Origin of the sequence: Leptolyngbya sp. FACHB-1624, assembly GCF_047649235.1 — a bacterium.
Taxonomy (GTDB): domain Bacteria; phylum Cyanobacteriota; class Cyanobacteriia; order Leptolyngbyales; family Leptolyngbyaceae; genus Leptolyngbya; species Leptolyngbya boryana.
This window is the reverse complement of record NZ_CP180258.1, coordinates 1704910-1728194: the sequence shown is the minus strand read 5'-3', so window position 1 is coordinate 1728194 and position 23285 is coordinate 1704910. Positions and strand designations below refer to the sequence as shown.

Sequence of the window (23285 nt, the reverse complement as noted above, 5' to 3'; positions counted from 1 at the left end):
AAAAATATTGCTCCTTGAATCTGGGGAAAGCCGCCTGAACTGAAATGCTTAATTTCCTCGACGCTCCCAACGTTTTACCGATCGCCAGCTTAGAAGTGGGTCATCACCTCTACTGGCAAATTGGCAATCTGAAGATTCATGGGCAGGTATTTATTGTCTCTTGGATCGTCATCGGGCTATTGGTTGGAGCTTCATTGCTCGCAACCCGTAACGCTCAACGCGTTCCAAAAGGCATTCAGAACCTGATGGAGTACGCGCTGGAGTTTGTGCGTGAGTTGGCAAAAAACCAGCTAGGCGAGAAAGAGTACCGTCCTTGGGTTCCGTTTATTGGCACTCTGTTTCTGTTCATCTTTGTCTCTAACTGGTCGGGCGCACTCGTTCCCTGGAAGCTGATTAAGCTACCAGAAGGCGAACTCGCTGCCCCCACGAATGACATCAACACCACAGTTGCTTTAGCACTCTTGGTGTCGCTGGCATATTTTTACGCAGGCTTCAGTAAGAAAGGATTGGGCTACTTTGCGAAGTACGTTCAACCTACTCCGGTTCTTCTGCCCATCGCGATTCTAGAAGACTTCACGAAGCCGCTTTCACTCAGCTTCCGACTTTTTGGTAACATCTTGGCGGATGAATTGGTGGTCGGTGTATTGGTGCTTCTAGTGCCGCTGTTCGTCCCACTTCCTGTGATGCTGCTGGGTTTATTTACCAGTGCAATTCAGGCTTTGGTGTTTGCGACTCTGGCAGGTGCTTACATTCACGAAGCACTTGAAGGTCACGGCGACGAACATCACGATTAGCCGCATTTTCTTGTCCGAATCTGTTCACCGTATTCAATCGAAGGAAAATCACTATGAATCCTACCGTTGCTGCTGCTTCTGTAATCGCTGCTGCACTCGCGATCGGTCTTGCTGCAATTGGACCTGGTATTGGTCAAGGTAATGCTTCTGGAGAAGCTGTTGCAGGAATTGCACGTCAGCCTGAAGCAGAAGGCAAAATTCGCGGTACGTTGCTGTTGACCCTCGCGTTTATGGAATCTCTGACCATCTACGGTCTGGTAATCGCGTTGGTTCTCTTGTTCGCGAACCCATTTGCATAAGTTCGAGTTCAAAACTCGGAATTCAGATCGATTCTGTGTTCCGAGTTTTGAGTGTGTCCTTCTAGCTCTTACTTCCTACAATGTTTGATTTTGATGCAACGCTGCCGTTGATGGCGGTGCAATTTTTACTGTTGGTTGCAGTGTTGAACATTGTGTTCTTCAAGCCTTTGACCAAGGTTGTTGAAGATCGTAATGATTTTATTCGCGGCACTGAAGCTGATGCGAAGGAGCGGTTGGCAAAAGCAGAAGCATTAGCGAAACAGTACGAAACTGAACTCGCTGAATCGCGTCGGGCTTATCAAAGCGCGATCGCAAAAGCTCAAGCTGACGCAAACCAAATCGCGGCACAGAAAATTGCAGCGGCACAGCAAGAAGCACAACAACAGCGGGAACAAACTCAGAAAGAGTTAGACCAGCAAAAAGCGGCTGCGATGCAAACGCTAGAGCAGCAAGTGGAAGCCTTAAGTCGTGAAATTCTAGACAAATTATTAGTTGGAATTTAACGAGGCTGCTGGTTGATCAAGGCTCCCGATGAGAACAATTCCCCGTCCGGTTTGGGATAGACAACGCGCAGTTTTGGAAAAGTGTCATGGAAATGTATTTGCGACTTGCCAGCGGAGTGATTCATCCGATTTTGGCAGAAGCAGAGGGGGGCGGTTTCGGATTAAACTTCGATATCCTCGAAACCAACCTGATTAACCTCAGCATCGTTATTGCGATAGTGGTATATTTTGGACGCGGTTTTCTCAGTAAAGCACTGGGCGAACGGCGTGCCGCGATCGAGCAAGCAATTTCTGAAGCGGAAAGCCGGAAAAAGACTGCTGCATCAGCATTGGCAGAGCAGCAACAGAAATTGGCTCAAGCTCAACAAGAAGCAGCAAAGATTCGATCCGATGCTGAAGTTGCGGCGAAGAAGTCGGCAGACGAAATTCTTGCAAAGGCTGAACAAGATATCGTTCGGATGCGGGAAACGGCTGCGGCGGATATTTCTTCAGAGCAAGAACGCATCATCAACGAATTGCGTCAACGAGTGGCAGCGATGGCACTGGAACGCGCATCTGGCGAATTGCCAAATCGCTTGAACGATGATTCGCAGCAGAGATTAGTCGATCGCAGTATTGCGTTATTGAGCGAGGGTTAATCAATGGCAGAAAATATTTTGACCTCTGAGGTTTTAGAACCTTACGCTCAGGCGTTGATGTCTTTGGGACAGTCGAATGATTTAGTCGATCGCTTCGGCGAAGATATGGCGAACATTCTCGACACGCTGAATGCGTCAGAAGATCTAAAAGCCCTGGTAGCGAGTCCTTTGGCGAAAGCTGATGTGAAGAAAGCCGTACTGAATCAAGTCTTTGGTGATGCGATTCATCCGTTTACGCGGAATTTCTTGATGTTACTGGTCGATCGACGACGGATCACTTTTCTCGAAGGCATCTGCCAGCAATATCGAAAACTGCTGCGGAAATTGAAGCAGGCAGTTTTGGCAGAAGTGATTTCGACGGTTGAACTGAGCGACGATCAGAAAAATGCGATTCGTAGCAAAGTCATTGCGATGACGAATGCGAACTCGGTCGACATCGAAACAAAAATCGATCCTGAACTCATTGGTGGTGTGATCATCAAAGTTGGTTCGCAGGTAATTGATGCAAGTCTCCGCGGTCAACTGCGTCGGATTACGCTACGTCTGACCAGTGCGACTTAGACTTCCCCCTTTTTTCTTCATTTCTCATCCTTTAATAGAGGTTTCCAATGGCAGCAATCAGACCAGACGAAATTAGTAACATTATTCGTCAGCAGATCGAAACTTACGATCAAGGCGTAAAAGTTCAAAATGTTGGAACTGTCCTACAAGTCGGTGACGGCATCGCTCGGATCTATGGCTTGGAAAAGTGCATGTCCGGCGAATTGGTGCAGTTTGAAGATGGTTCGGTCGGGATGGCATTGAACCTGGAAGAAGATAACGTCGGTGCGGTATTGATGTCCGACGGTCGCAGCATTCAAGAAGGAAGTGCTGTGACTTCAACCGGGCGGATTGCTCAAATTCCCGTAGGCGAAGCAATGATCGGTCGCGTGGTCGATTCTTTGGCACGTCCGATCGATGGTAAAGGCGATATTGCGACGACTGAAACCCGTCTCATCGAATCGATGGCTCCAGGGATTATTGCCCGGAAGTCGGTTTGTGAGCCGATGCAAACCGGAATTACTGCGATCGACTCAATGATTCCCATCGGTCGGGGTCAGCGTGAGTTGATTATTGGTGACCGTCAAACTGGAAAGACTTCCGTTGCGGTTGACACGATTCTAAACCAAGCAGGCGAAGGCGTAATCTGCGTTTACGTTGCGATTGGACAAAAAGCTTCGACTGTTGCGAACATTGTCCAAGTGCTGCAAGATCGTGGCGCGATGGAATACACGATTGTCGTTGCAGCAAACGCAAACGATCCGGCAACTCTGCAATACTTCGCACCTTACACGGGTGCAGCTTTGGCTGAGTACTTCATGTACAAAGGTCAAGCAACCCTGGTGATCTATGATGACTTGTCTAAGCAAGCTCAGGCTTATCGCCAAATGTCGCTCTTGCTGCGTCGTCCGCCGGGCCGTGAAGCTTATCCTGGAGACGTATTCTACGTTCACTCTCGCTTGCTTGAGCGTGCTGCAAAACTCAGCGATGAATTGGGTGGCGGTAGCATGACAGCATTGCCGATCATCGAAACCCAAGCGGGTGACGTATCTGCATATATTCCAACGAACGTGATTTCGATTACGGATGGTCAGATCTTCTTGTCCTCTGACTTGTTTAACTCAGGTCTGCGCCCAGCGGTGAACGCGGGTATTTCGGTATCCCGTGTAGGTTCTGCGGCACAAACCAAGGCGATGAAGAAAGTTGCAGGTAAGGTGAAACTTGAGCTTGCACAGTTCGCTGAATTGGAAGCGTTTGCACAGTTTGCATCTGACTTGGATAAGTCTACCCAGAACCAACTTGCTCGCGGTGTGCGTCTGCGTGAGATTTTGAAACAGCCTCAGTATTCGCCGCTTTCGGTGGCTGAGCAAGTTGCTGTGATCTACTCCGGCATTAATGGTTACTTGGATGATATCCCTGTGGATAAGGTCACGACTTTTGTGACGAATCTGCGTGAGTATCTGAAGACTGGCAAGCCGAAGTATCTTGAGATCGTTCAGACCTCGAAAGTGTTGAGCGATGAAGCGGAAGCGCTGTTGAAAGAAGCGATTACCGAGACGAAGCAAGCCTTGATGGTTGCTGCCTAAGACGGATTTTGGATTCTGGATCTTCGATCGATTCAGAATCCAAACGCTAAACTCTAAAATCGTTTCAAATCATGGCAAACCTAAAATTTATTCGCGATCGCATTCAGTCGGTCAAGAACACGAAAAAGATTACAGAAGCAATGCGGCTTGTGGCAGCAGCGAAGGTGCGTCGTGCACAAGAGCAAGTGACTGCGACTCGTCCGTTTGCCGATCGCTTAGCGCAAGTGCTCTACGGCTTGCAAGCTCGATTGAAGTTTGAAGAAGCTGACTTACCGCTTTTGAGAAAGCGGAATGTCGGTACTGTTGGTTTATTAGTAATTTCGGGCGATCGTGGATTGTGCGGTGGTTACAATGCTAACGTTATCCGTCGGGCTGAAATTCGTGCTAAGGAACTGAAAGCGGAAGGCATTGACTACAAAATGGTCATTGTCGGTCGAAAAGCAACGCAATATTTCCAACGTCGGGATTATCCGATCGTGGAAACTTACTCTGGGCTAGAACAGATCCCGACCGCATCAGAAGCGGCTCAGATCGCGGATGTGGTCTTATCTCAGTTCTTGTCGGAAAGTGTCGATCGAGTTGAGCTGATCTACACGAAATTTGTTTCCTTGATTGCCTCTCGTCCGGTTGTTCAAACGCTGTTACCGCTTGATCCGCAAGGATTGGAAGTTGCAGATGATGAGATCTTTCGCTTGACGACTCGTGGCGGTCAGTTTCAAGTCGAACGTGAGAAAGTGTCGGCTCCTGAAGTTCAGTCTTTCCCACAAGATATGATCTTCGAGCAAGATCCAGTACAAATTCTCGACGCATTGCTGCCGTTGTATCTGAATAACCAATTACTGCGGGCGCTGCAAGAAGCGGCAGCTAGTGAGTTGGCGGCTCGGATGACAGCGATGAACAATGCGAGTGATAACGCGAAGAATTTGATTGGTTCGTTGACGTTGTCTTATAACAAGGCACGTCAAGCGGCGATTACTCAGGAACTGCTTGAAGTAGTTGCAGGTGCAGATGCACTGAACTAGAGTTATCTCAAATATTCTGAGAGCGTCCAGGGAAATTCTGGGCGCTTTTTTGTTTGAAGAATTTCAGTTAATACATTAGTTCGGTAATCTCTACATGCTAAGTCGTACAAAGGTACTGAACAACACAGTAAGATTTGGGCATCTATAATTCTTCTTCACGACAAAATGCCGAAAATTGAAACTGTACTGCAAGTCTTCGTTGCGTCTCCTTCCGATGTCAAAGAAGAACGAGATATTTTAGAAGCTGTCATCTCAGAATTAAACAGAACTTGGGCAAAAAACTTAAGGTTACGATTGGAGCTGAATAGGTGGGAAACTCACGTATATCCCAGTTTTGGCAGTGATCCTCAGGATATCGTAAATTCGCAAATGATTAATGATTACGACATTTTTATTGGAATCTTTTGGGGTAGGGCAGGAACACCAACACTTAGGGCTACATCAGGCGCAATCGAAGAATTTGAGCGTGCTTACTCCAGATTCAAGGTAGATCCTGAGTCTGTTGATTTGATGCTCTACTTCAAAGATGCTCCTATTGCCCCCTCTAAGATTGATAGTCAACAGTTAAGCAAAGTTCAAGAATTCAGAAACAGTAGACCTGTTGGGAAATAAGTGATAATAGACAAGAGAACCGTCATCTTACCCGATGCTAAACCTTGAACGCGCACTGAACCAAGACCGACTGCTGCGAGCATTGACAGGGCTAAATCGCAAAGCTTTTGATGCCTTGCTGCCGAGTTTTGAGCAGGCGTATGAGGCAAGTCGAGTAGCAGCAAAGCCCGTGCGAAAACGAGCAAGGGGAGGTGGACGCAAAGCGAGACTGCAAAGCATAGAAGCGAAGCTGTTCTATATTTTGCTCTACTTCAAGTGCTACCCGACGTTTGATTTAGCGGGAATTTTGTTTGACCTGGACCGCTCCCAAACACACGAATGGATGCACGAACTGCAACCTGTTCTTGAAGCAGCGTTGGGTCATGAGATGGTGCTACCAGAGCGCAAGCTGCGGAGTATTGAAGCGTTCCTAGAAATGTTTCCAGGTGTGGAGCGGGTGATGATTGATGGGACAGAGCGCCCGATTCAACGTCCGCAAGATCCAGACACTCAGACGCAGAACTACTCCGGCAAAAAGCGCCGACATACTCGCAAGCATCTTGCGGCAGTAGACCAAACCAAGCGAGTGTTAGTGTTGAGTCCATCTCGTGAGGGAAAGCTCCACGATAAGCGATTTGAAGCGGAAGAGGAGATCGCTTTTCATATCCCGGATGAGATCCCAATCGAGGTAGATTTAGGCTTTCAAGGCTTGCAATCCGAGTATGTCAATATTCGTATTCCACACAAGAAACCGAGAGGAGGTGAGCTAAGCGAGGAACAGAAACAAGAAAATCGCAGTTTGAGCCAATCGCGAGTTGTCTGTGAAAATGCGTTTGCAGGCATCAAGCGTTATGGGGCGGCGAGTGCGATTTATCGGAATCGCACACAAGATTTTGATGACCGTTTGATGCTGACTGCTGCCGGACTCTGGAACTTTTACTTGATCGCTGCTTAACCTGATGGCAAAAAGCAGGAATTTCACAACTCTACAACTTATTCCCCAACAACTCTAGTATTGCAGATGAGTCAATTTACTGCTCATTTGAAAGCACAACTGCTTTTGAATCCACAGTACGGACGCATCTGAGTCTCGTGGTACAACGTTGGAAAAACAGGCTTTCGGCAAGAGATTTTTTACTTACTGAATCTTCAACACTTCAAAATAAAATACTTGAGCCTAGCCTTGATACAACTACTGAAGATGAGAACGACTACGGGCTTCTGGATTACTACGACATTGTTACGAGAGAGTCTGAAGCAATGCTCACACCTCTACGAGCGATTGCAGAAGCGACTATTGATATAGGAACACAGATACAGAGACGTTCAGATGAAGTTGACTCATTAGGTACTTTAGGCACTCAAGGTGACTACACACGCTTCAAACAGGTAGTACAATTGGTTGCTGAAGATATGAGTCGATACTCAATTGTCTTAGAAAAACAATTGCCAAGTTTCTCCGAGTCTAGAGACAATGCTTTTGAAGCGTTGAGCCGGGGTATTGCACTGGGAAGAGAATCTTCTTCTAATGACAGTGAAGGAGTATTAGAAGATCAAATTCGTGATTTGGAAGAAGGAATCTCAAATGTGAAAGGAGAGATTGCTGCTTTTAGAGGTATTCTTGCAGCACTGCCAAAGATAGACAGTCGGTTCAACAAATCCAGGAGGAACGTGATTGCTTCTTTGGACAGTGTGATTCGCGAATTTGACGCGACACTCGATATGGCAAGAAATATTTTGAATGCATTCCATACAACAAGATAAATTCTCATGATCGACTTGAATCAGGTCATTGATCCTGCCTACCCAGCCATTAAAAAGCTCCTGAACCGTTACCATAGTAATCGCCGTATCTGAAAGTTGCCGAATCACTTTTGTAGAGATAGCTTGATCTCCACTGAGAAACCGCGATCGCTTCGCCACGCGGGGACAGGTTTATAATATTCCAGCTCTCTCAAAAAAGTTGAACTTATAACATCGCTAATGTGTTTCGCCAATGAGCATGAATGCTGCCCAATTTACGGGGGCAGGATATTGCTTCATCGTTGTCAACATTGCTTGGCGTAAGGCTTGGGCTTTATTCGGCTGTTGTTGCAAATTTCGATAAAACTCTGTCATGAGTAATGCAGTTGCTTCATCGGGGACTGCCCAGAGCGAAACGACAACACTTGGGACTTGAGCCGCAATCAAAGCACGAGATAATCCGATGACTCCATCTCCGGTAATTCTGCCTCGTCCAGTGTTGCACGCACTGAGAACAATGAGTTCAGCATTCAGTTTGAGATCGAAAATTTCATTCGCAGTCAGCAATCCGTTTTCTTCTAAAGAAGGTTGTCCGGTGGCGATCGTATCTGGTGCAAGCGCGATCGCACCTGGTACTCCTAATCCAACAAAATCACCCATCAAGCCGTGAGTCGCAAGATGAATCAAACGAGCGCGATTCATACGTTGCAGGACGTTCGATTTTGTTGCAGCTTCGCCAACTAATGCCGAAGACTTGAGCATTTGAGAGATCGTTTTTGCTTCTTGCTCTGATCCGGGTAAAGGCGGCAGTTGTTCAGGGGGTTCTCCTACCTCAGTCACGACTTTTGGCATGACCGGATTGCCAATAATCAGAGCTTCGCTTAATTGTTTCTCTGTTTGTTTCTGACTAACGGTGTCTAGTTTTTTTCTTAATTGATCCGTCAGATCGAGAACTTGAATCGAAGGTGAGATCGAAATAGTGTGCTGCTCAATCAAGAATTTGCCTTTTGCATCTTGCAAGGCAGTAAATGGCACGAGCAGGAGCGATCGATGCGGCACAAAGACAACTTGAGCATTCGGATCTTGAGGAAGCAGATCTGCGATCGGTTGAATCAAGAGTTCATGCAGCCGCCGTAAGGGATGTGCAGCATCTTGAGTAGCTTGACTGTCCTCATTTAGCGTTGCTCGACCTAGCGAAACGATATCAGAGAGTTCTTCAGGAGCACAAGGCTGAGCATCCTGACATTGCCAAAGCGGTTTGAGGTCAACGCGACGTAAAGTGACAGTTCCGGTCGGTTGAATCACCCAGATCAATAGCTCTGACTCGCGTGTTTCTAGTTTGCCATTCACGTTGAACTGTGCAGGAATGATCGAGTATTCAACTAGAGTCGCGCGGCGCTTTTGAGCAATTTGTTTGATTTGCGCGATCGTCAAAGAGGCAAGGGGCGATCGCGGCGTTTCTTTTCGGGAAGAAAGCCCAGAAAGACGGCGATCGAGGAGTTCGGCAAAGGCGCGGGCACGTCCTCGCTCAGAAATTTCGAGGGCAGCTTCGGGTTGATTTTGAGCGACGAGAACACTTTGGAGATTGCTATAAGGTGAATTTTGAGTTTCAAAGATAGAGACTTTGAAGCTATCATTGTTGCCGAGTCGCGATCGCAGTGATTCCCAAGTCTCGATCGCCGCTTGAAGATTTTTCGCGGCAGCGTCTAAGTTCCCAGATTGAAACCGAACTGCGGCAGCATTGATCCTGGCAATTCCTTCCTCTCGTCGATTGCTCCGGGAAGCAGCGTAACGAAGATATTGTCCGTAGAACTCTAATGCTTTATCAGAGTTGCCCATTTGTGCGTAGATCAGCCCTTGATTGCCGCGAATTCGATAGATCAGATCGGCATCGCGCAGTTTGTTCCAAGCAATGTTCCAGGCTTGCTCATATTGAGCGATCGCTTCTTGATAATTTCCCTGAAAATAAGCAATTCCGCCCAAATTTCCTAACGCTTCTGCTTCTCCTCGTAGGTCTTGAGACTGACGGGCAAGGGTAAGGCGTTTCTGCTGATATTCAGTTGATTTGGCATAGTTGCGTTGTGATTGGTAAATCACGCCTAAATTTCCCAACGCCAGTGATTCTATCGATTGATTTTTGATGTTCTGCGCTAAGGTTAGCGCTTGTTCTTGATACTGAATCGCTTTGGCACGTTCTCCGAGGGCTTGATAGACTATGCCCAGATCGCTGAATGTTTTAGCTTCGCTGGCTTGATCCTTGAATTTTCGAGATAAGGTAAGACGTTTTTGGTGAAGCTCGATCGCGTTTACATATAAATCTGTTCCAAAATAGGCGTTTGCTAGATTGCCGAAGGCTTGGAGTTTTTTACGATCTTGAGCAGCAGTTAAATACTGGGCTAAATAATCTACAGCCTCAGCATAGTAATTTCCAGACTGTACATGCGCGAGTCCTAAATTACCTAGTAATGTTGTTTCTAAGGTTGAATCTAGGTTGCGGGCAATGTTTAAGGCTTGCTGATAGTAGTCGATCGCTTTGTCATATTCACCCTGAAGATGATGTGATAATCCCAAAGCAGCTAATGTTTTAGCCACTAGCTTTGGGTCTTGCGATCGACGAGCGATGTCTAAATCAGCTTCAGAAACAGAAATATCTGGCAATCCCTCAATGGGAAAGTAAGCAATTCCAGTTTTGCTCGTTTCTCCTTCCCATTGCAAGCGCTGGAGGGGTTGATAAAGTGTGAGAGGCTGCGCGCTCGTCTGTGTAATTTGTTTGGATTGAGCGATTTTTTCAGATTGGCGCTCTGCACTGATTGCTGCGAACTGTTGACAAGATAAAGGTTGCCAGATGAAGAGAAGCGTAAAACAGATCGAGAAGCTAATTTTCTTGAGTAACATTGTTACCTCTCAGGATGGGTTTATGTCGATCGCATGATTAAAGACGAATCATCCTGCAATTGCAGCAATCTTGGCATCGTTCAATGTTCTATCGGCTGCTTTTTTTGCGCTCCTGTTCCGTAATCTTTGCAAATCCTCCTTGATCGAGCAGTGATAAGAGCTTGTCAGGAGCCGTTCGATCTTTGGGATTTGCCGCAATCGCTTTCGAGAACATTGTGACTGCGTCGTACCACAGACCTTGGGCTGCGTAGATTTGACCGCGATTCTGATCGGATTTCGCGATCGCTAATTGCTGTTTTACCTCTGGAGTCGGTGCAACTCGTCGGATCAATGTCATCTTCAAAGCATCCTTTGTGCCATCTTCACAAACGATAGCGATCGACCAGCGATAAACTTTTTCAGGAACTAGCTCAGGCGCAGTTTTCGGTAATTCAAATGGGACAATACCAGGCTTATCTACTTGTACTGTGGTCATAAACACAGGCTTTTGGACTCCTGACTCCATGAGCTTAAGTTCCACAGTTTGGCGGCTGGATAGATACCAGAATAAGGTTGGACGGGATGAAATCGTTTCCCCGATGTGGTTGGTTGGTGCGAGGGGAGTAAAAGAAGCTGTTTTGCGCTGACCACAAAGGCGTAATGCGTCTTCTCGCGTTCCCGTGCCTTCACTACTTCTGAAACCCGAACGTTTAGGAGGCTTGTATTGAGCATTTGCGGGGGCAGGCTGCAATGAATTGAGAGGACTAGGTAAGGGGAACTCCAGCGGCAATAAACTTTGTAGGATAGTGAAAGAAAGTGTCCCAATTCCAAACAAGAATATCGGGTTAACTCGTTTGAGTTTAGAGAAATCAGAAGCCATCGTCTTGTGAATCAATAGAGGGTGATGATCGATGATCTAGCTCGGTTGCAAGGGTGGGAAAACTTTGGAGCAATTCTCTCCTGTCGAACAGACGCTAAACTCTTCCACGCCCACTCTTCGAGGGTTCCCATAAAACTTGATAAACGTTCGTCGGTTGCTCCCGCCCTTTTAGTTGAACTGTCCCAACGGCTTGCACTGGAAATTGACCTTCAACCAGCGTAAAGGTCTCTTCACTGATTAAAATTCGGCAGAGTCCACCCTCGATCGATTTATCAAAACTTTCGAGTCGCGCTGCTACGTTAACACTATCGCCGATCGCGGTATAGTCCATGCGCTGCTGACCACCTAAGCTGCCTGTAACGACTGTGCCTGTCGAGATACCTACTCGCATTTGAATCGTGGGATGTCCTTGCTGTGCCCAGCGTTGATTCAGTGCAGCTAGTGCAGCGGACATTTCGATCGCGCATTGCACAGCACTGTACGCATCATGAGCAATATCTTTACTAGTTTTACGAGCGATCGGCACACCAAAGACTGCCATAATCGCATCTCCAATAAATTTATCGACCACTGCCCCATGCTTCAACACCACTTCCGTCATCGCTTCCATGTATTCATTGAGCCAGATCATCAGCGTTTCAGGGTCGAACCGTTCGGCAATTGTGCTGAAGTTTTTAATATCGGTAAATAGTACCGTTGCAGTGAGTTTTTGTCCCCGCAGGCGACCTTGGGAGAGCAGTTGATCGCGATCGCGCCAAATTGTCTCAGCAATCGTTGGAGTCACATATCGCCCAAAGAGATTCATCACAGTTTGGCGATCGCGCCGCTCGGAGTGGGCAATGTGAACCGTGACGACCATCGCAGACGTGAGCAGCGCTAAGGCAGGTGGGACAACCGGAATCCACCAGGAAAAGACGAATGCTGCAAAGCTTCCTAGTCCTAGCCCTCCGACTGCAACAACTGTGCCTGCCACTGCCCAACGTGGCGATCGCACCATCCAGCCTAAGCCTGTTCCCACACCCGACCACAGCAGAATCCAACCTGCCTCCATTGCATCTGTCCAAACTTGGAAGCCCGATCGTCCGTCGATCGCAGCACTGATAATTTGACTCGCTAAATTTGCCTGTACCTCAACCCCCGCCATTCTCTCTGGAGTCGTGATCGAGTCGCCGCTATAGGGAGTGTAAAAGACATCTTTAAGACTTCGAGCTGTCACTCCAATCAAAACAATTTTGCCTCGGAAGGGCTGTCCTTGCGAATCACGCATGAGATCAGCAGGCAGTCGGTCTTGAAGCACGTCCATCAGTGACACCGTGCGGAACTTGCCAGAAGCGCCTCGATAGTTCAGCAAGATTTGATAGCCGCCTGCATCCGCCGAGACATAGCTCCCATCGCTTGGCTCAAAAATAGGAAAGATCCCATGCCCAAGCTGGAGATACTGTGAATTGGTTTTCGCTGGTTGAGATGTAATTCCTTGAGCTTCTAAATAGAGCATTGCAAGGCGTAATCCCAAACTTTCTAAAGATTCTTCTCCATTGGGACTTGTCCAATACAGTAGACCTCGGCGCAGTTTCCCATCGCCATCAAGGACTACATCGTTTGAAGCAGTTTGATTGCGCTGTTTCAGAATGGGGGGAGGTGCAACCTCGACTTCTGTACTTCCGCCTCGTTTTTCAATGCCTATCAGGTTAGGGGTTGTCTGGAATACTTTAGCTAGCTCTGAATGTCCTGGCTCTACTGGCAGATCCCGATAGATATCTAAACCGATCGCTCGCGGCTGTTGCTGCTTAATTTTCGTCAACAGTTTGGCAAAGGTAGCATCATCAAACGGATAACGTTTAAGTTGCCGGATATCATTTTCGTTTACGCCTACAATAATGACGCGATCGTCAGTTGCTTCTTGGGGACGCAGCCGAACATATTGATCAAATGCCATCCATTCTAAAGATTGTAATGCCCCAGCAACCCGCAGAAGCACGATTAATCCTGCTACGCTAGGAATTGTGATCCAAAGCACATGAAATTTTCGGATGATTTTAGCAAGTGGTAGAGGCATGAGGGAGCCAGAAGAAGAAGATTACCATTCTGATAATTCTTCCCCAGCAAAGCTTATTCTTCCGGAAAATAAAGTCACTTTAAATACAAGCAATACTGTTGATATTACTTAGGTACAGGTGTGGAGTGATTGTGGAACCTGTGGCAGTCGGCTTTGATCGGATCGCTCTACTACGGTTACTACAAATGGGTTATCCAAGAAGAGCTACGGAACTATAACGGCAAAAGCTGGTCAGGTGCGCTGTGTTTACTACCCGTTTGTACTGGGCATATCATTATCGCAACTGTTAGCAACTTATGATCCTGATGTTCCTGAATCGTTTCGATGGTTCTCCATTCTTGGAATCATATTTACTGAGCCAATATTGGCCGCAGCAACAGGGTGAAACAGTTAAAGATCTGATCGCTGTGAAGGTTAAGATTGAGGAGACAGAGAGACAAGCAAAAAAATTCTTGCTCCCTATCTCCCCATCACACCTAAATCGCCTGAATCCACTCCTTCACGTCATATTCCGTCCAAATCTGATTCTGCCAATACGGATCAGACTCGATCAGATTCCGAACGATCGCTTCATTCTCCGCTTCATAGATGCCAAACACTTTCGTTACATCTTTCGTCGGTCCGATCGTCACTAAAATCCCATCTTCTTTTTGCTTCGCTAACCCATCTAAATGAGCCTGACGATAGGGCGTTCTTTTCTCTAGAACATCGTCACAGTAGCTTCCCCAAACAACATATTTCGGCACAATTTCACCTCTAGCTTCTCAACTCAACCCGGAACTTCTCAACCAGTGCTTCGCGCACTTTTTGATGCACCGGGTCTACATCTTCATCTTTCAAAGTGCGATCGTCAGCCCGATAGACTAATCGGAACGCTAAACTGCGCTGACCTTCTGGAACGCGATCGCCCTTGTATTCATCAAACAGTTCCACCGATTCTAGTAACTTACCGCCTGCTTTGACGATCGTGCGTTCCAAATCGCTCACGCCTACCTCACGCGATGCATAGAAAGCAATATCGCGATCGGAAGCAGGATAAGTAGAGAACGGCTTGAAAACCGGAACCATCGCTTCATCTGTTTCCAAATGGCGAATGATCACTTCGAGATCCAATTGGAAAACATAAACTTCATCCGGTAAGCCGCGCTCTTGACGCAGTTGAGGATGTAACTGTCCAAACGTTCCTAAGCGATCGCCTCTAACCCAAAGCGAAGCCGTTCGTCCCGGATGCAAGCGCGGATCGCGTCGATCAGGCTGAAATTCTACAGGTAACCCGACTCGATCGAAGACACTTTCTAAAATGCCTTTCGCCTCAAACCAGGTCATCGGCTGATCTTTGCCGCCCCGAACCCACTTACCTTGGCTCGGATCTCCACCCAAGATACCAGCGATCGCTTCAGCTTCAATCAGATCTTCTTCCTGAGTAAAGACATGCCCAATCTCAAAGCCATTCAAAGCTCCATTGCCTTGCTCAAGGTTGTACTGGAATGCCTCAATTAAGCCATTGATTAGATCAGTTCTCAGCGCAGAATACTCGGTAAATAAAGGATTCGCGAGAACGATTTGCCGTTCTTCTCCAGGTTTGCCGAGTGAATAATGAATCAATTCGGTCAGCCCCATACCTCGGAAGGCTTCGCGAACTTTGCGAGAAATCAATTGCTCGATCGACAAATATCCTGGCTCAGTTTTCGCAGGTAGCGTATCTGAGAAATTGTTATAGCCATACAGCCGCGCAATTTCTTCAATCAGATCAATCTCACGTTCCAAATCTCGATAGCGGTAAGGCGGAACCGTAACATTCCAAGTTTCTGAACCCGTTGATTTCAACTCACAGCCTAGTGCTGTCAGAGTGTGTTCCACATCCTTCGCTTGCAATTCCCCAACATCGTCACCGAGTTCAACCATGCCGAGCACTTCTCGAACTCGTTCAAGTCGTAGCGCGATCGATCTCGTCAACGAACCTTGTCGGGTGTCAACCGTTTCTTGAGCCGTAATCGTTCCACCTGCAAGCTCAAGAATCAGTTGCACTGCTCGACGAGCCGCCGTTTCCAAACCTGCCCAGTTCACACCCCGTTCGTAACGAGCAGAGGCTTCTGTTCTCAACCCTTGCGATCGCCCAGATTTGCGAATTGCAGCAGAGTCAAAAATTGCAGCTTCGAGAAAAATATGCTGAGTGCTGTCACTCACTTCTGTTTCTTCACCACCAAACACGCCCGCCAACATCGTTGGCTTGTCATTGACGGTGATTAACAAAGCTTGCTCTTGAAGCGTGCGATCTTGGCCATCGAGCGTTTTAACCGATTCGCCCGATCGCGCAAATCTCACGCCCATTTCGATCTGATCCGTTCCAGCCACTTTCACCAAACTGTCGAAATCAAAGGCATGGAGTGGTTGCCCCCATTCCAGCATGATGTAGTTGGTGATATCGACAATATTATTAATCGATCGCACACCCGACGCGAGTAAGCGACGCTGCAACCACAACGGCGAAGGCGCAATTTTCACATTCTCGATCAGCGTGCCAATATACGCCGGACAAGCTTGAGCATCTGAAATTTTAATCGACACCGATTTGGTCTTCTGAGACTCAGGCACACTCGGTTCCGGCAAGCGCAACGTTGCACCGGTTAATGCTGCCACTTCTCGCGCAATACCCACCATGCTCAAAGCGTCTGCTCGATTCGCGGTCGAAGTCAGATCCAAAATCGCGTCATCCAATCCCAACAAGGGACGCACATCCATACCAGGCGTTAACGCTCCTGTCACAGTTTCATCAAAAATATGGATGCCTTCCGATTCTTTCGTCAAGCCTAACTCTGACAAAGAGCAAATCATGCCCTTCGATTCCACGCCTCTGAGTTTTGCAGGCTTAATCTTCAAATCGACATTCGGCAAGTATGTGCCTAACGTCGCCACTGCAACAAAAATATCAGCGCGCACATTTGCCGCACCGCAAACAATCTGAGACGGACTTTCAGCCCCAATATCCACTGTACAGAGACTTAAGCGATCGGCATTGGGATGTTGTTCGCGCGTCAGCACTTTTCCGACGACCACGCCATCTGCCCAAGTGCGCCGATCCTCAATGTCTTCCACCTCAAACCCCGCCATCGTCAGCTTTTCCGCCAACGCCTCTGGAGTCATTGAAATATCTACCAATTCCCGCAACCAGTTCAGAGAGATACGCATCCGTCGCCTTCAAAAATCACGCCAAGACAGACCTTATTCTATCGCTGTTGCGCCTCTCTCAGCGTTCCTGTTCCCTGCTCTCCCACTTCTGGGTAACCTCTCAATACAAGCTGCGTCTTGCAAACTCACACTTTGCTTCCCCCCAAAGCTTTGCCATTTTTTGGAATCCACCCTTACAGATTGCTGCCCTCATGAGCTACTGTTTGAACCCAGTCTGCCCAAGCCCAGAAAACCTCGCCAATACAGAGCGCTGTCAAGCCTGTGGCGCTAGTTTGCTGTTGCGCGATCGTTATCGTGTCTTGCATGCATTAGGACAAGGTGGATTTGGTGCAACGTTTCTCGCAAAAGATGAATCTCTGCCGGGTCAACCTTACTGTGTGATTAAACAGCTCCGTCCGACCACAACTGCACCTCATGTGATGCAGATGGCGCGAGACTTGTTTGAACGGGAAGCCCAAACCTTGGGGCGCATCGGCAATCATCCCCAAATTCCCCGCTTACTCGATTATTTCGAGGCAAATCAAGAATTTTATCTGGTTCAGGAATATATCAGCGGTTCCACCCTTCAGCAGGAAATCAAACGCTCAGGAGCTTTTAGCGAAGCAGGGGTCAAGCAGTTTCTCAGCGAGATTCTGCCGATTATGCAGTATGTTCACAGTCATCAAGTGATTCACCGAGATCTTAAACCTGCAAACTTGATTCGGCGATCGCAAGACTGCAAACTTGTGCTGATTGACTTTGGAGCCGTCAAAAACCAAGTGAACTCTGTATCTGCCGCGAGTTTATCGGATCAGACTGCACTCACCGCTTATGCGATCGGGACTCCCGGATTTGCGCCACCCGAACAAATGGCAATGCGTCCGGTTTATGCAAGCGATCTCTATGCATTGGGTGTGACTTGCATTTACTTATTGACCGCAAAATCTCCAAAAGATCTCGATTACGATCCTGCCACAGGTGAATTGTTGTGGCAAAAACAGGTGCATCTGAGTGAGCACTTTGCAGGCGTTTTGAAGAAAATGCTGGAAGTCTCCGTGCGGCATCGGTTTCAGTCAGCCAATGAGATTTTACGCGCGTTGGATTTGGAGCCGTATCTCGACAGTTTGGCAAATAGTATGAATAGCGTTTCAACCCGATCAACGTTGACAAAACGTGACCCTGATTCTCAACCGAGTTCTCCGGCAGCACGGGCAGCCATGGCAATTCGGGCGCGCAATCAGCGATCGGAATCGACGAATTTACAGACCGGAGTGGCTCGGAATCGCGTGATGGCAGCTCGCCCAACGACTCGTGATTCAGGCGGACGAACCGGGAGCAATAGCAACACATCCGGCAACAAGACTCAGGCGGCTCCAAAACTTGATTCTGCAACTCTCGTGTCTCTGTACGGTAAGGGTAAACGAGATTTTGCGTCGCATGATCTGTCGTTACTCGCCATTCCGAAAATTAATTTGTCAGGCGCTGTGTTTCATCAATCGAATTTGAAACAGATTAATCTACAAGGCGCAAATTTATTCAATGCTGATTTTGGCAAGGCGAGTTTGCAGCGAGCCAACTTGCGCGATACTAACTTGGCACAAGCTTATTTGAGTAATGCCGATTTAGAAGGGGCAGATTTACGAGGTGCAAATCTTACGCAAGCGTATTTACTCAATGCGAATTTGCGGAATGCAAATTTGTGTGGCGCAAACCTCACAGGCGCAAAACTCACCGCAGAGCAGTTAGCGATGGCAAAGACTAACTGGCTCACCGTCCGCCCAAATGGCAAAAGAGGCATTTTGTAATGACAAAGACTCGCTATTATTAGAAAAACAATCGGTCGAGATATGTTGATAGCGGTTATTGTCTTAAATCTTGCGCTGGCTTTGTATGGGTTTTATCTCACCTGGCAAATGTGGCAGTTGCGGCAAGCTTTTTCTAGAGCCGCAGATGCACTGGTTGTCGCAGAACGGCAAACGCATCAAGTTTTGTATGGTGCACCGAGCGCGATCGAGCGTCAACAGCTCGGCGTACAAAGAATAAGGCATACGTATCGCCAGCTTGAACCGAAAGTTCGGCAGGCACAGCAGGCATTTGCCCTGTTGGGAATGGGGATGGGAATGGGACGATCGCTATTCCTCACCCCTCTCCTAAACCAACGCGCGAAAAAATTTGCTACAAAATCAGCTAAAGGACGAATCAATCGCTAGATTGCGGTTCAGTCTGGCAGAATGAGGAAAGGTCTGGTGTTACAGAGTTGGTTTAGTGAGTCGCAAGGGGTAGAGCCAAGATATGTCTGACAATCGATCGGGATCATTTTTAGGCGGCATGATCATCGGAGCAGCAATGGGGACGATCGCAGGATTATTAATTGCACCCCGTCCAGGACGAGAAACTCGACAGTTGATCAAAAAGTCGGCAGATGCTCTGCCTGAACTTGCGGAAGATTTATCCACCAGTGTCCAACTTCAGGCAGATCGCTTTTCTGAGTCTGCGCTGCGAAACTGGGATGACACACTGGGACGATTAAAAGAAGCGATCGCCGCTGGATTGGAAGCAACCCAGCGTGAGCATCAAATTCTCAGTCGAGAGTCTGAATCGGGGAGCGATCCTAAACCTCCAGTTCGCGATCGTTTGCGCTAAGCGAGATGAGATGAAGTGTGACTGATCCTATTTTTTGGCTAGGCTTATCGATTTTACTCGTGGCGATCAGTTTGACCGCCCTCTTAACTGTGGCAATTCCTGCATTTAACGAGATGGGACGGGCAGCCCGCAGTGCCGAAAAATTATTCGAGACGTTGAATCGGGAGTTGCCACCGACGTTAGAGGCGCTCCGGATTACCGGAAATGAGGTGACTGATCTCACCGATGATGTGACTCAAGGCGTTCAGAGCGCCAGTCAAGTGGTGAAGCAGGTAGATGAGACTCTGACCGGTGTGAAGCAACAAGCACAGAAAGCCCAAACAACTGGGCGCAGTGTTTTTGCAGGCGTGAAAGCGGCATGGCGGACACTGAACCAACCTCAGAATAAATCGCGGCGAGCGAATCGGATGACAGCAAGTGGAGAGCCACGATTGTTACCACACGAACAAAATGGAAATCATCATTTTGAAGAAGTGACTTCTGATCTGGAACTAAATTATGAGTGGGAAGATCAGGACGAATCGCAGACGAACAAGCCGTCTGAACCTTCGCGATCGCCAGTGCGCCACGACCCAGAATAAGCAAAATTATTGATCCTGTTCCAGCGAGATGAATCGCTGACAGCATTCCTATATTAGAATTAGTTAAACAAATGTAAACAAAAATGAGCGTCTATTCTAAATGCCTCATTTACGATTACTTTTAATGTTCTTTAGTGACCCATTCGTGAGATCGTGCTATGCCTAATCTTCGAGTCCGCCGTCTATTTCAAGGTTTGATGGCACTGATGGTCGTCATTTCTGTCTGGACGATCGCACCAGCGGCACAGGCATATGACAATCCTGATTTATTGCCGGATCATCCGACGAACGTGATTGACTTGGCAAATGAGTTTACGAAGACTCAGGAAGAAGCACTGTCTGCTGACTTGTCAAAGTTTGAAGCTGAGACGGGCTGGAAATTACGGGTTCTGACACAAAGCGATCGTACACCTGGAACCGCCGTCAAAGGCTTTTGGGGATTGGATAACAAAAGCGTTTTGTTAGTTGCAGATACACGAGGCGGAAATCTGCTGAATTTCAGTGTGGGTGATGATTTTTATCCCTTGCTGTCTCGGACGTTTTGGATCGAGTTACAAACTCGATTCGGGAATCAATTTTTCGTGCGAGATAACGGCGGGGATCAAGCCATCTTAGAAGCGTTGGAATCAGTCAAAGGATGTTTACGCCAGGGTGGATGTAAGGTTGTCCCTGGGTTGCCGCGTGAACAGTGGTTGTTAACCCTGATTACTTCAACGGTTGGGGGGTTAGTGTTTGGATTTGCAGCACAACCTCGTAAAGAAGGACAGGTCTTCGCTTGGCAGTGGGCGCTGATTTTCTCGCCGCTGTGGGGGATCTTATTTTTGGCGTTTGGAATTGGGCCAGTCATCACTCGTACCACCGATTGGTTGCCGCTGTTTCGGAATGTTGCAGGATTTGCGATCGGGGCTTTAGTGGCATTTTTAGCACCCACTTTGGGTCGATCGTCTACGTCTGAAACTTAAACCCTAGTAGGAAGAGGGAGAGATGGGGAGACGAGGGAACTTCAAATGCTCCCCATCTCCCCATTTTGCTGATCATTTTGACTCGATTCGTGACGAGGTGGTGTGTCAATGCAATTTTTGGGATATTGTTTCCAAGAATTGAGCATGTCCGCTTAGACACAGCCGAGTTCAAGAGATTCAATCATGACAGCATCGAATTCTAATGGATGGGTGCAAACGGTTTCTGAATTGATCAAAACGTGGATTCAACCGATCTTTGAGATCGGGATCTACTTAAGAGTTCCGGTGACGATCGCGATCGTCGCGTCCTTAATTTTTACAAAAGTTGATCAGACTATAGAGGTCTATCGCGCGATCGCTTCGGATAGTAACAAATTTTATGAGGCATCCGTAACGGTCAGTTCTGTCTTATTGCTCACAATCTTCATTTGGTATGTCTCCCGTTTTCTAATTCTGGAGCAAGGGAGTAGATTTCAGAATGGCTTAGCAAATTGGACACCGAGGATTTTAGGGATAATTCCAATTCTTAGCTTAGTGCTCGGAATTCTCAAGGCTTGGAACGAATCGATTAATGATCAAGCTCGATCTTTTTTAATGATTTGGATGATTTCAAGCTTAAGCACTGGGATAACTATTTTCTTCCTACTTTGGAAACGCACAGACTTATTTCATCGATGCTTTTTGGGATCTAAGTCTCAAGGGGAAGGGCTGTTTGCTCCACAGGTTGAAATTGGGCTTGCGAATGTTGCGTACACGATCTTTAGTACATTTTCTTTGCCTTTGATTGCAGCAGCAGCAGATTCGAGAGCAGCTTTGGGAGTCATTATCGTTTTTGGTCTGTCTGTCCTGCTTAACCTCATTCTGTATTCTTGGCATTCCCATCTAGCAGCGAGGATCGTTTTGTGGTGGATTGCATCGATTTCCGCTTCTGCTATTTTCGTCATTGCTCTGCCATCTACGGTGATTCCTAATGCGGTTGGAGCGGTGAGTGTGATTGCGATCGCATTGACTACGCTCGTTGTTGTGTTTTCAACTATCTATTATTGGGCATTTAGAAATAATGTTCCAGCTCTCACGATTTTACTAGGATTAGTTGCGATTTCAAGTCTACTGAACCTGAATGACAATCATCGGTTTCGGCAAATTGCAACCTCTGATAATTCTCCATTGCCATCTTTAGAAGCAAGTTTTCAAACCTGGCTAGCGAGTCGTCCCGATCGCGATCAATATTCAGGAAAACCTTATCCAGTGTATATTGCATCAGCCCAAGGGGGCGGGATTTTTGCGGCGTATCATGCAGCGACTACTTTTGCACACTTGACTGAATCGATTCCAAGCTTTCCTCAGCATCTTTTTACGATTAGTAGCGTTTCTGGTGGGAGTTTGGGATCAGCAGCGTATGCGAGCTTACTCAAGACCGGAGAGGAGCAAAATCTTAGTGAAAAAGCTAGCCAGCTTTTTGAGCAAGAGTTACTTTCTCCGTTACTGACACTGGGCTTTTTTCCAGATCTGATTCAGAGATTTATTCCCTTTCCGATCTATGACTGGGACAGAGCGACTGGGTTAGAACTTGCCTTTGAAAATAGTTGGAATCAGCTTGGTAATAATCGTGAAAATCCTTTGAAGCAGTCCTTTTACAAACATTGGCAACCTCAAGGAATTGCTCCTGCGCTGGTATTCAATTCAACCATCGTTGAGAACGGAAAACGCTTGGTAATGAGTCCTTTTGAGATTGTATTACCGACTCAAGAAAGGATTACTCTAAACGAGAGTCAGTTAGATTTAAGGTTGAGTACGGCGGCTGTATTGAGTGCTAGGTTTCCTTTTGTAACTCCGGTGGGTTGGTTTCAACGCAAGAGTGACGGAAGTAAGTTACGGCTTGCGGATGGTGGGTATTTTGATAATTCGGGGATTCCTACTGCTCTTGATATTGGTCGAGCTTTGCAGAAAGTAAAAGGGTATGGGAAAAGCTTTGAATTGATTTATTTAGCGATCGTAGATCAACCACAAGTTGATTCAGGAAAACCGCTCAAGTCGGCAGGAATGAATGAGATCTTGTCGCCGATTCGCGCTCTATTCAGTGCGCGTGAAGCTCGGAGTGCCAGCGCGATCGAGCTATCTACCTATACCTTGAATGATGGAATTACTGACCCGTTTAAGCTAAGGTTCAGAACTCTAATGCTAGAAAAAGTAAACTTAGACCAACAGATCAGGCTTCCGCTCGGTTGGCAACTTTCTACTGCTTCAAAAGAGTTTATTTTCAATCAGATTCCTGCACCTAGCCAATGTAATGCAACGCAGTTCAGACAAATCTTGAGCCGCAATACTTCTAATATTGACGTGAAAAACCACAATAGCTGTGTTGCAAAGTCGATCGAGAGTGATTTGAGCTAGCTAAAACACAC

22 protein-coding genes are annotated in these 23285 nt (G+C 47.2%); 17 read left to right on the top strand and 5 right to left on the bottom strand.

Annotation, left to right across the window (positions count from 1 at the left end):
• The first annotated feature begins 44 nt into the window (after positions 1–44).
• The 10 genes from atpB (at position 45) to ACMUEV_RS07930 (ending at position 7737) form a co-directional block, all read left to right on the top strand.
• The gene (gene atpB, locus ACMUEV_RS07975; RefSeq protein ID WP_017289640.1) at positions 45–794 is read left to right on the top strand and encodes a F0F1 ATP synthase subunit A; all 750 of its coding nucleotides are present in this window, start codon (positions 45–47) and stop codon (positions 792–794) included.
• 53 nt (positions 795–847) lie between these two features.
• Positions 848–1093, top strand: coding sequence for an ATP synthase F0 subunit C (gene atpE, locus ACMUEV_RS07970; RefSeq protein ID WP_017289641.1), 246 nt, complete (start codon positions 848–850; stop codon positions 1091–1093).
• A gap of 80 nt (positions 1094–1173) precedes the next feature.
• A complete protein-coding gene (locus tag ACMUEV_RS07965) occupies positions 1174–1596 on the top strand; it encodes a F0F1 ATP synthase subunit B' (RefSeq protein ID WP_017289642.1) in 423 nt (140 codons plus the stop codon).
• 86 nt (positions 1597–1682) lie between these two features.
• Positions 1683–2234, top strand: coding sequence for a F0F1 ATP synthase subunit B (locus ACMUEV_RS07960; protein ID WP_190650498.1), 552 nt, complete (start codon positions 1683–1685; stop codon positions 2232–2234).
• A gap of 3 nt (positions 2235–2237) precedes the next feature.
• The gene (gene atpH / locus ACMUEV_RS07955; RefSeq protein ID WP_190650496.1) at positions 2238–2795 is read left to right on the top strand and encodes an ATP synthase F1 subunit delta; all 558 of its coding nucleotides are present in this window, start codon (positions 2238–2240) and stop codon (positions 2793–2795) included.
• A 47-nt stretch (positions 2796–2842) separates the two neighbouring features.
• Positions 2843–4360 carry a F0F1 ATP synthase subunit alpha gene (atpA, locus tag ACMUEV_RS07950; protein ID WP_190650495.1) on the top strand — a complete coding sequence of 506 codons (1518 nt, stop codon included), beginning with the start codon at positions 2843–2845 and terminating at the stop codon, positions 4358–4360.
• 71 nt (positions 4361–4431) lie between these two features.
• The gene (locus tag ACMUEV_RS07945) at positions 4432–5382 is read left to right on the top strand and encodes a F0F1 ATP synthase subunit gamma (RefSeq protein ID WP_190650493.1); all 951 of its coding nucleotides are present in this window, start codon (positions 4432–4434) and stop codon (positions 5380–5382) included.
• A 165-nt stretch (positions 5383–5547) separates the two neighbouring features.
• Complete coding sequence (locus ACMUEV_RS07940; protein WP_190650491.1) at positions 5548–5994, top strand: hypothetical protein; 447 nt, start codon at positions 5548–5550, stop codon at positions 5992–5994.
• A 34-nt stretch (positions 5995–6028) separates the two neighbouring features.
• Positions 6029–6928 (top strand): transposase family protein, encoded by a 900-nt coding sequence (locus tag ACMUEV_RS07935; RefSeq protein WP_316425607.1) that lies wholly within the window; start codon positions 6029–6031, stop codon positions 6926–6928.
• A gap of 137 nt (positions 6929–7065) precedes the next feature.
• Entirely contained in the window at positions 7066–7737 is a 672-nt protein-coding gene (locus tag ACMUEV_RS07930; protein ID WP_190652693.1) for a hypothetical protein, read from the top strand.
• 216 nt (positions 7738–7953) lie between these two features.
• On the opposite strand, the gene ACMUEV_RS07925 is transcribed toward ACMUEV_RS07930, so the two are convergent.
• The 3 genes from ACMUEV_RS07925 to ACMUEV_RS07915 all read right to left on the bottom strand — a co-directional run bounded on the left by ACMUEV_RS07925 (position 7954) and on the right by ACMUEV_RS07915 (position 13526).
• Positions 7954–10611 carry a CHAT domain-containing protein gene (locus ACMUEV_RS07925; protein ID WP_190652694.1) on the bottom strand — a complete coding sequence of 886 codons (2658 nt, stop codon included), beginning with the start codon at positions 10609–10611 and terminating at the stop codon, positions 7954–7956.
• Between the two features lie 88 nt (positions 10612–10699).
• On the bottom strand, positions 10700–11470 hold the full coding sequence (locus ACMUEV_RS07920; protein WP_190652695.1) for a DUF928 domain-containing protein: 771 nt from the start codon (positions 11468–11470) through the stop codon (positions 10700–10702).
• Between the two features lie 94 nt (positions 11471–11564).
• Complete coding sequence (locus ACMUEV_RS07915) at positions 11565–13526, bottom strand: CHASE2 domain-containing protein (RefSeq protein WP_190652696.1); 1962 nt, start codon at positions 13524–13526, stop codon at positions 11565–11567.
• A 129-nt stretch (positions 13527–13655) separates the two neighbouring features.
• On the opposite strand from ACMUEV_RS07915, the gene ACMUEV_RS07910 reads away from it, so the two are divergent.
• Entirely contained in the window at positions 13656–13826 is a 171-nt protein-coding gene (locus tag ACMUEV_RS07910; protein ID WP_190652697.1) for a hypothetical protein, read from the top strand.
• A gap of 176 nt (positions 13827–14002) precedes the next feature.
• Here the strand turns inward: ACMUEV_RS07910 and ACMUEV_RS07905 are convergent, their stop codons facing one another.
• Positions 14003–14272 (bottom strand): YciI family protein, encoded by a 270-nt coding sequence (locus ACMUEV_RS07905; protein ID WP_190652698.1) that lies wholly within the window; start codon positions 14270–14272, stop codon positions 14003–14005.
• A 10-nt stretch (positions 14273–14282) separates the two neighbouring features.
• Positions 14283–16715, bottom strand: coding sequence for a phenylalanine--tRNA ligase subunit beta (pheT, locus tag ACMUEV_RS07900; RefSeq protein WP_190652699.1), 2433 nt, complete (start codon positions 16713–16715; stop codon positions 14283–14285).
• A 191-nt stretch (positions 16716–16906) separates the two neighbouring features.
• On the opposite strand from pheT, the gene ACMUEV_RS07895 reads away from it, so the two are divergent.
• The 6 genes from ACMUEV_RS07895 (at position 16907) to ACMUEV_RS07870 (ending at position 23274) form a co-directional block, all read left to right on the top strand.
• Entirely contained in the window at positions 16907–18499 is a 1593-nt protein-coding gene (locus ACMUEV_RS07895; protein ID WP_017289653.1) for a serine/threonine-protein kinase, read from the top strand.
• A 42-nt stretch (positions 18500–18541) separates the two neighbouring features.
• Positions 18542–18904: a hypothetical protein gene (locus tag ACMUEV_RS07890; RefSeq protein ID WP_190652700.1), complete on the top strand. Its 363-nt coding sequence runs from the start codon at positions 18542–18544 to the stop codon at positions 18902–18904.
• 82 nt (positions 18905–18986) lie between these two features.
• The gene (locus ACMUEV_RS07885) at positions 18987–19337 is read left to right on the top strand and encodes a YtxH domain-containing protein (protein ID WP_017289655.1); all 351 of its coding nucleotides are present in this window, start codon (positions 18987–18989) and stop codon (positions 19335–19337) included.
• Positions 19338–19354: 17 nt separating this feature from the next.
• Positions 19355–19918 carry a DUF948 domain-containing protein gene (locus tag ACMUEV_RS07880; protein ID WP_190652701.1) on the top strand — a complete coding sequence of 188 codons (564 nt, stop codon included), beginning with the start codon at positions 19355–19357 and terminating at the stop codon, positions 19916–19918.
• A 158-nt stretch (positions 19919–20076) separates the two neighbouring features.
• Positions 20077–20880, top strand: coding sequence for a TPM domain-containing protein (locus tag ACMUEV_RS07875; protein WP_190652702.1), 804 nt, complete (start codon positions 20077–20079; stop codon positions 20878–20880).
• Between the two features lie 183 nt (positions 20881–21063).
• Positions 21064–23274: a patatin-like phospholipase family protein gene (locus ACMUEV_RS07870; RefSeq protein WP_190652703.1), complete on the top strand. Its 2211-nt coding sequence runs from the start codon at positions 21064–21066 to the stop codon at positions 23272–23274.
• The last annotated feature ends 11 nt before the right edge of the window (positions 23275–23285 follow it).

What these genes read in the sequence shown, in the direction of transcription:
- atpB (WP_017289640.1), top strand. Translation starts at nt 45, where the DNA reads ATGCTTAATTTCCTCGACGCTCCCAACGTTTTACCGATCGCCAGCTTA.
- atpE (WP_017289641.1), top strand. Translation starts at nt 848, where the DNA reads ATGAATCCTACCGTTGCTGCTGCTTCTGTAATCGCTGCTGCACTCGCG.
- ACMUEV_RS07965 (WP_017289642.1), top strand. Translation starts at nt 1,174, where the DNA reads ATGTTTGATTTTGATGCAACGCTGCCGTTGATGGCGGTGCAATTTTTA.
- ACMUEV_RS07960 (WP_190650498.1), top strand. Translation starts at nt 1,683, where the DNA reads ATGGAAATGTATTTGCGACTTGCCAGCGGAGTGATTCATCCGATTTTG.
- atpH (WP_190650496.1), top strand. Translation starts at nt 2,238, where the DNA reads ATGGCAGAAAATATTTTGACCTCTGAGGTTTTAGAACCTTACGCTCAG.
- atpA (WP_190650495.1), top strand. Translation starts at nt 2,843, where the DNA reads ATGGCAGCAATCAGACCAGACGAAATTAGTAACATTATTCGTCAGCAG.
- ACMUEV_RS07945 (WP_190650493.1), top strand. Translation starts at nt 4,432, where the DNA reads ATGGCAAACCTAAAATTTATTCGCGATCGCATTCAGTCGGTCAAGAAC.
- ACMUEV_RS07940 (WP_190650491.1), top strand. Translation starts at nt 5,548, where the DNA reads ATGCCGAAAATTGAAACTGTACTGCAAGTCTTCGTTGCGTCTCCTTCC.
- ACMUEV_RS07935 (WP_316425607.1), top strand. Translation starts at nt 6,029, where the DNA reads ATGCTAAACCTTGAACGCGCACTGAACCAAGACCGACTGCTGCGAGCA.
- ACMUEV_RS07925 (WP_190652694.1), bottom strand. Translation starts at nt 10,611, where the DNA reads ATGTTACTCAAGAAAATTAGCTTCTCGATCTGTTTTACGCTTCTCTTC.
- ACMUEV_RS07920 (WP_190652695.1), bottom strand. Translation starts at nt 11,470, where the DNA reads ATGGCTTCTGATTTCTCTAAACTCAAACGAGTTAACCCGATATTCTTG.
- ACMUEV_RS07915 (WP_190652696.1), bottom strand. Translation starts at nt 13,526, where the DNA reads ATGCCTCTACCACTTGCTAAAATCATCCGAAAATTTCATGTGCTTTGG.
- pheT (WP_190652699.1), bottom strand. Translation starts at nt 16,715, where the DNA reads ATGCGTATCTCTCTGAACTGGTTGCGGGAATTGGTAGATATTTCAATG.
- ACMUEV_RS07895 (WP_017289653.1), top strand. Translation starts at nt 16,907, where the DNA reads ATGAGCTACTGTTTGAACCCAGTCTGCCCAAGCCCAGAAAACCTCGCC.
- ACMUEV_RS07890 (WP_190652700.1), top strand. Translation starts at nt 18,542, where the DNA reads ATGTTGATAGCGGTTATTGTCTTAAATCTTGCGCTGGCTTTGTATGGG.
- ACMUEV_RS07885 (WP_017289655.1), top strand. Translation starts at nt 18,987, where the DNA reads ATGTCTGACAATCGATCGGGATCATTTTTAGGCGGCATGATCATCGGA.
- ACMUEV_RS07875 (WP_190652702.1), top strand. Translation starts at nt 20,077, where the DNA reads ATGCCTAATCTTCGAGTCCGCCGTCTATTTCAAGGTTTGATGGCACTG.
- ACMUEV_RS07870 (WP_190652703.1), top strand. Translation starts at nt 21,064, where the DNA reads ATGACAGCATCGAATTCTAATGGATGGGTGCAAACGGTTTCTGAATTG.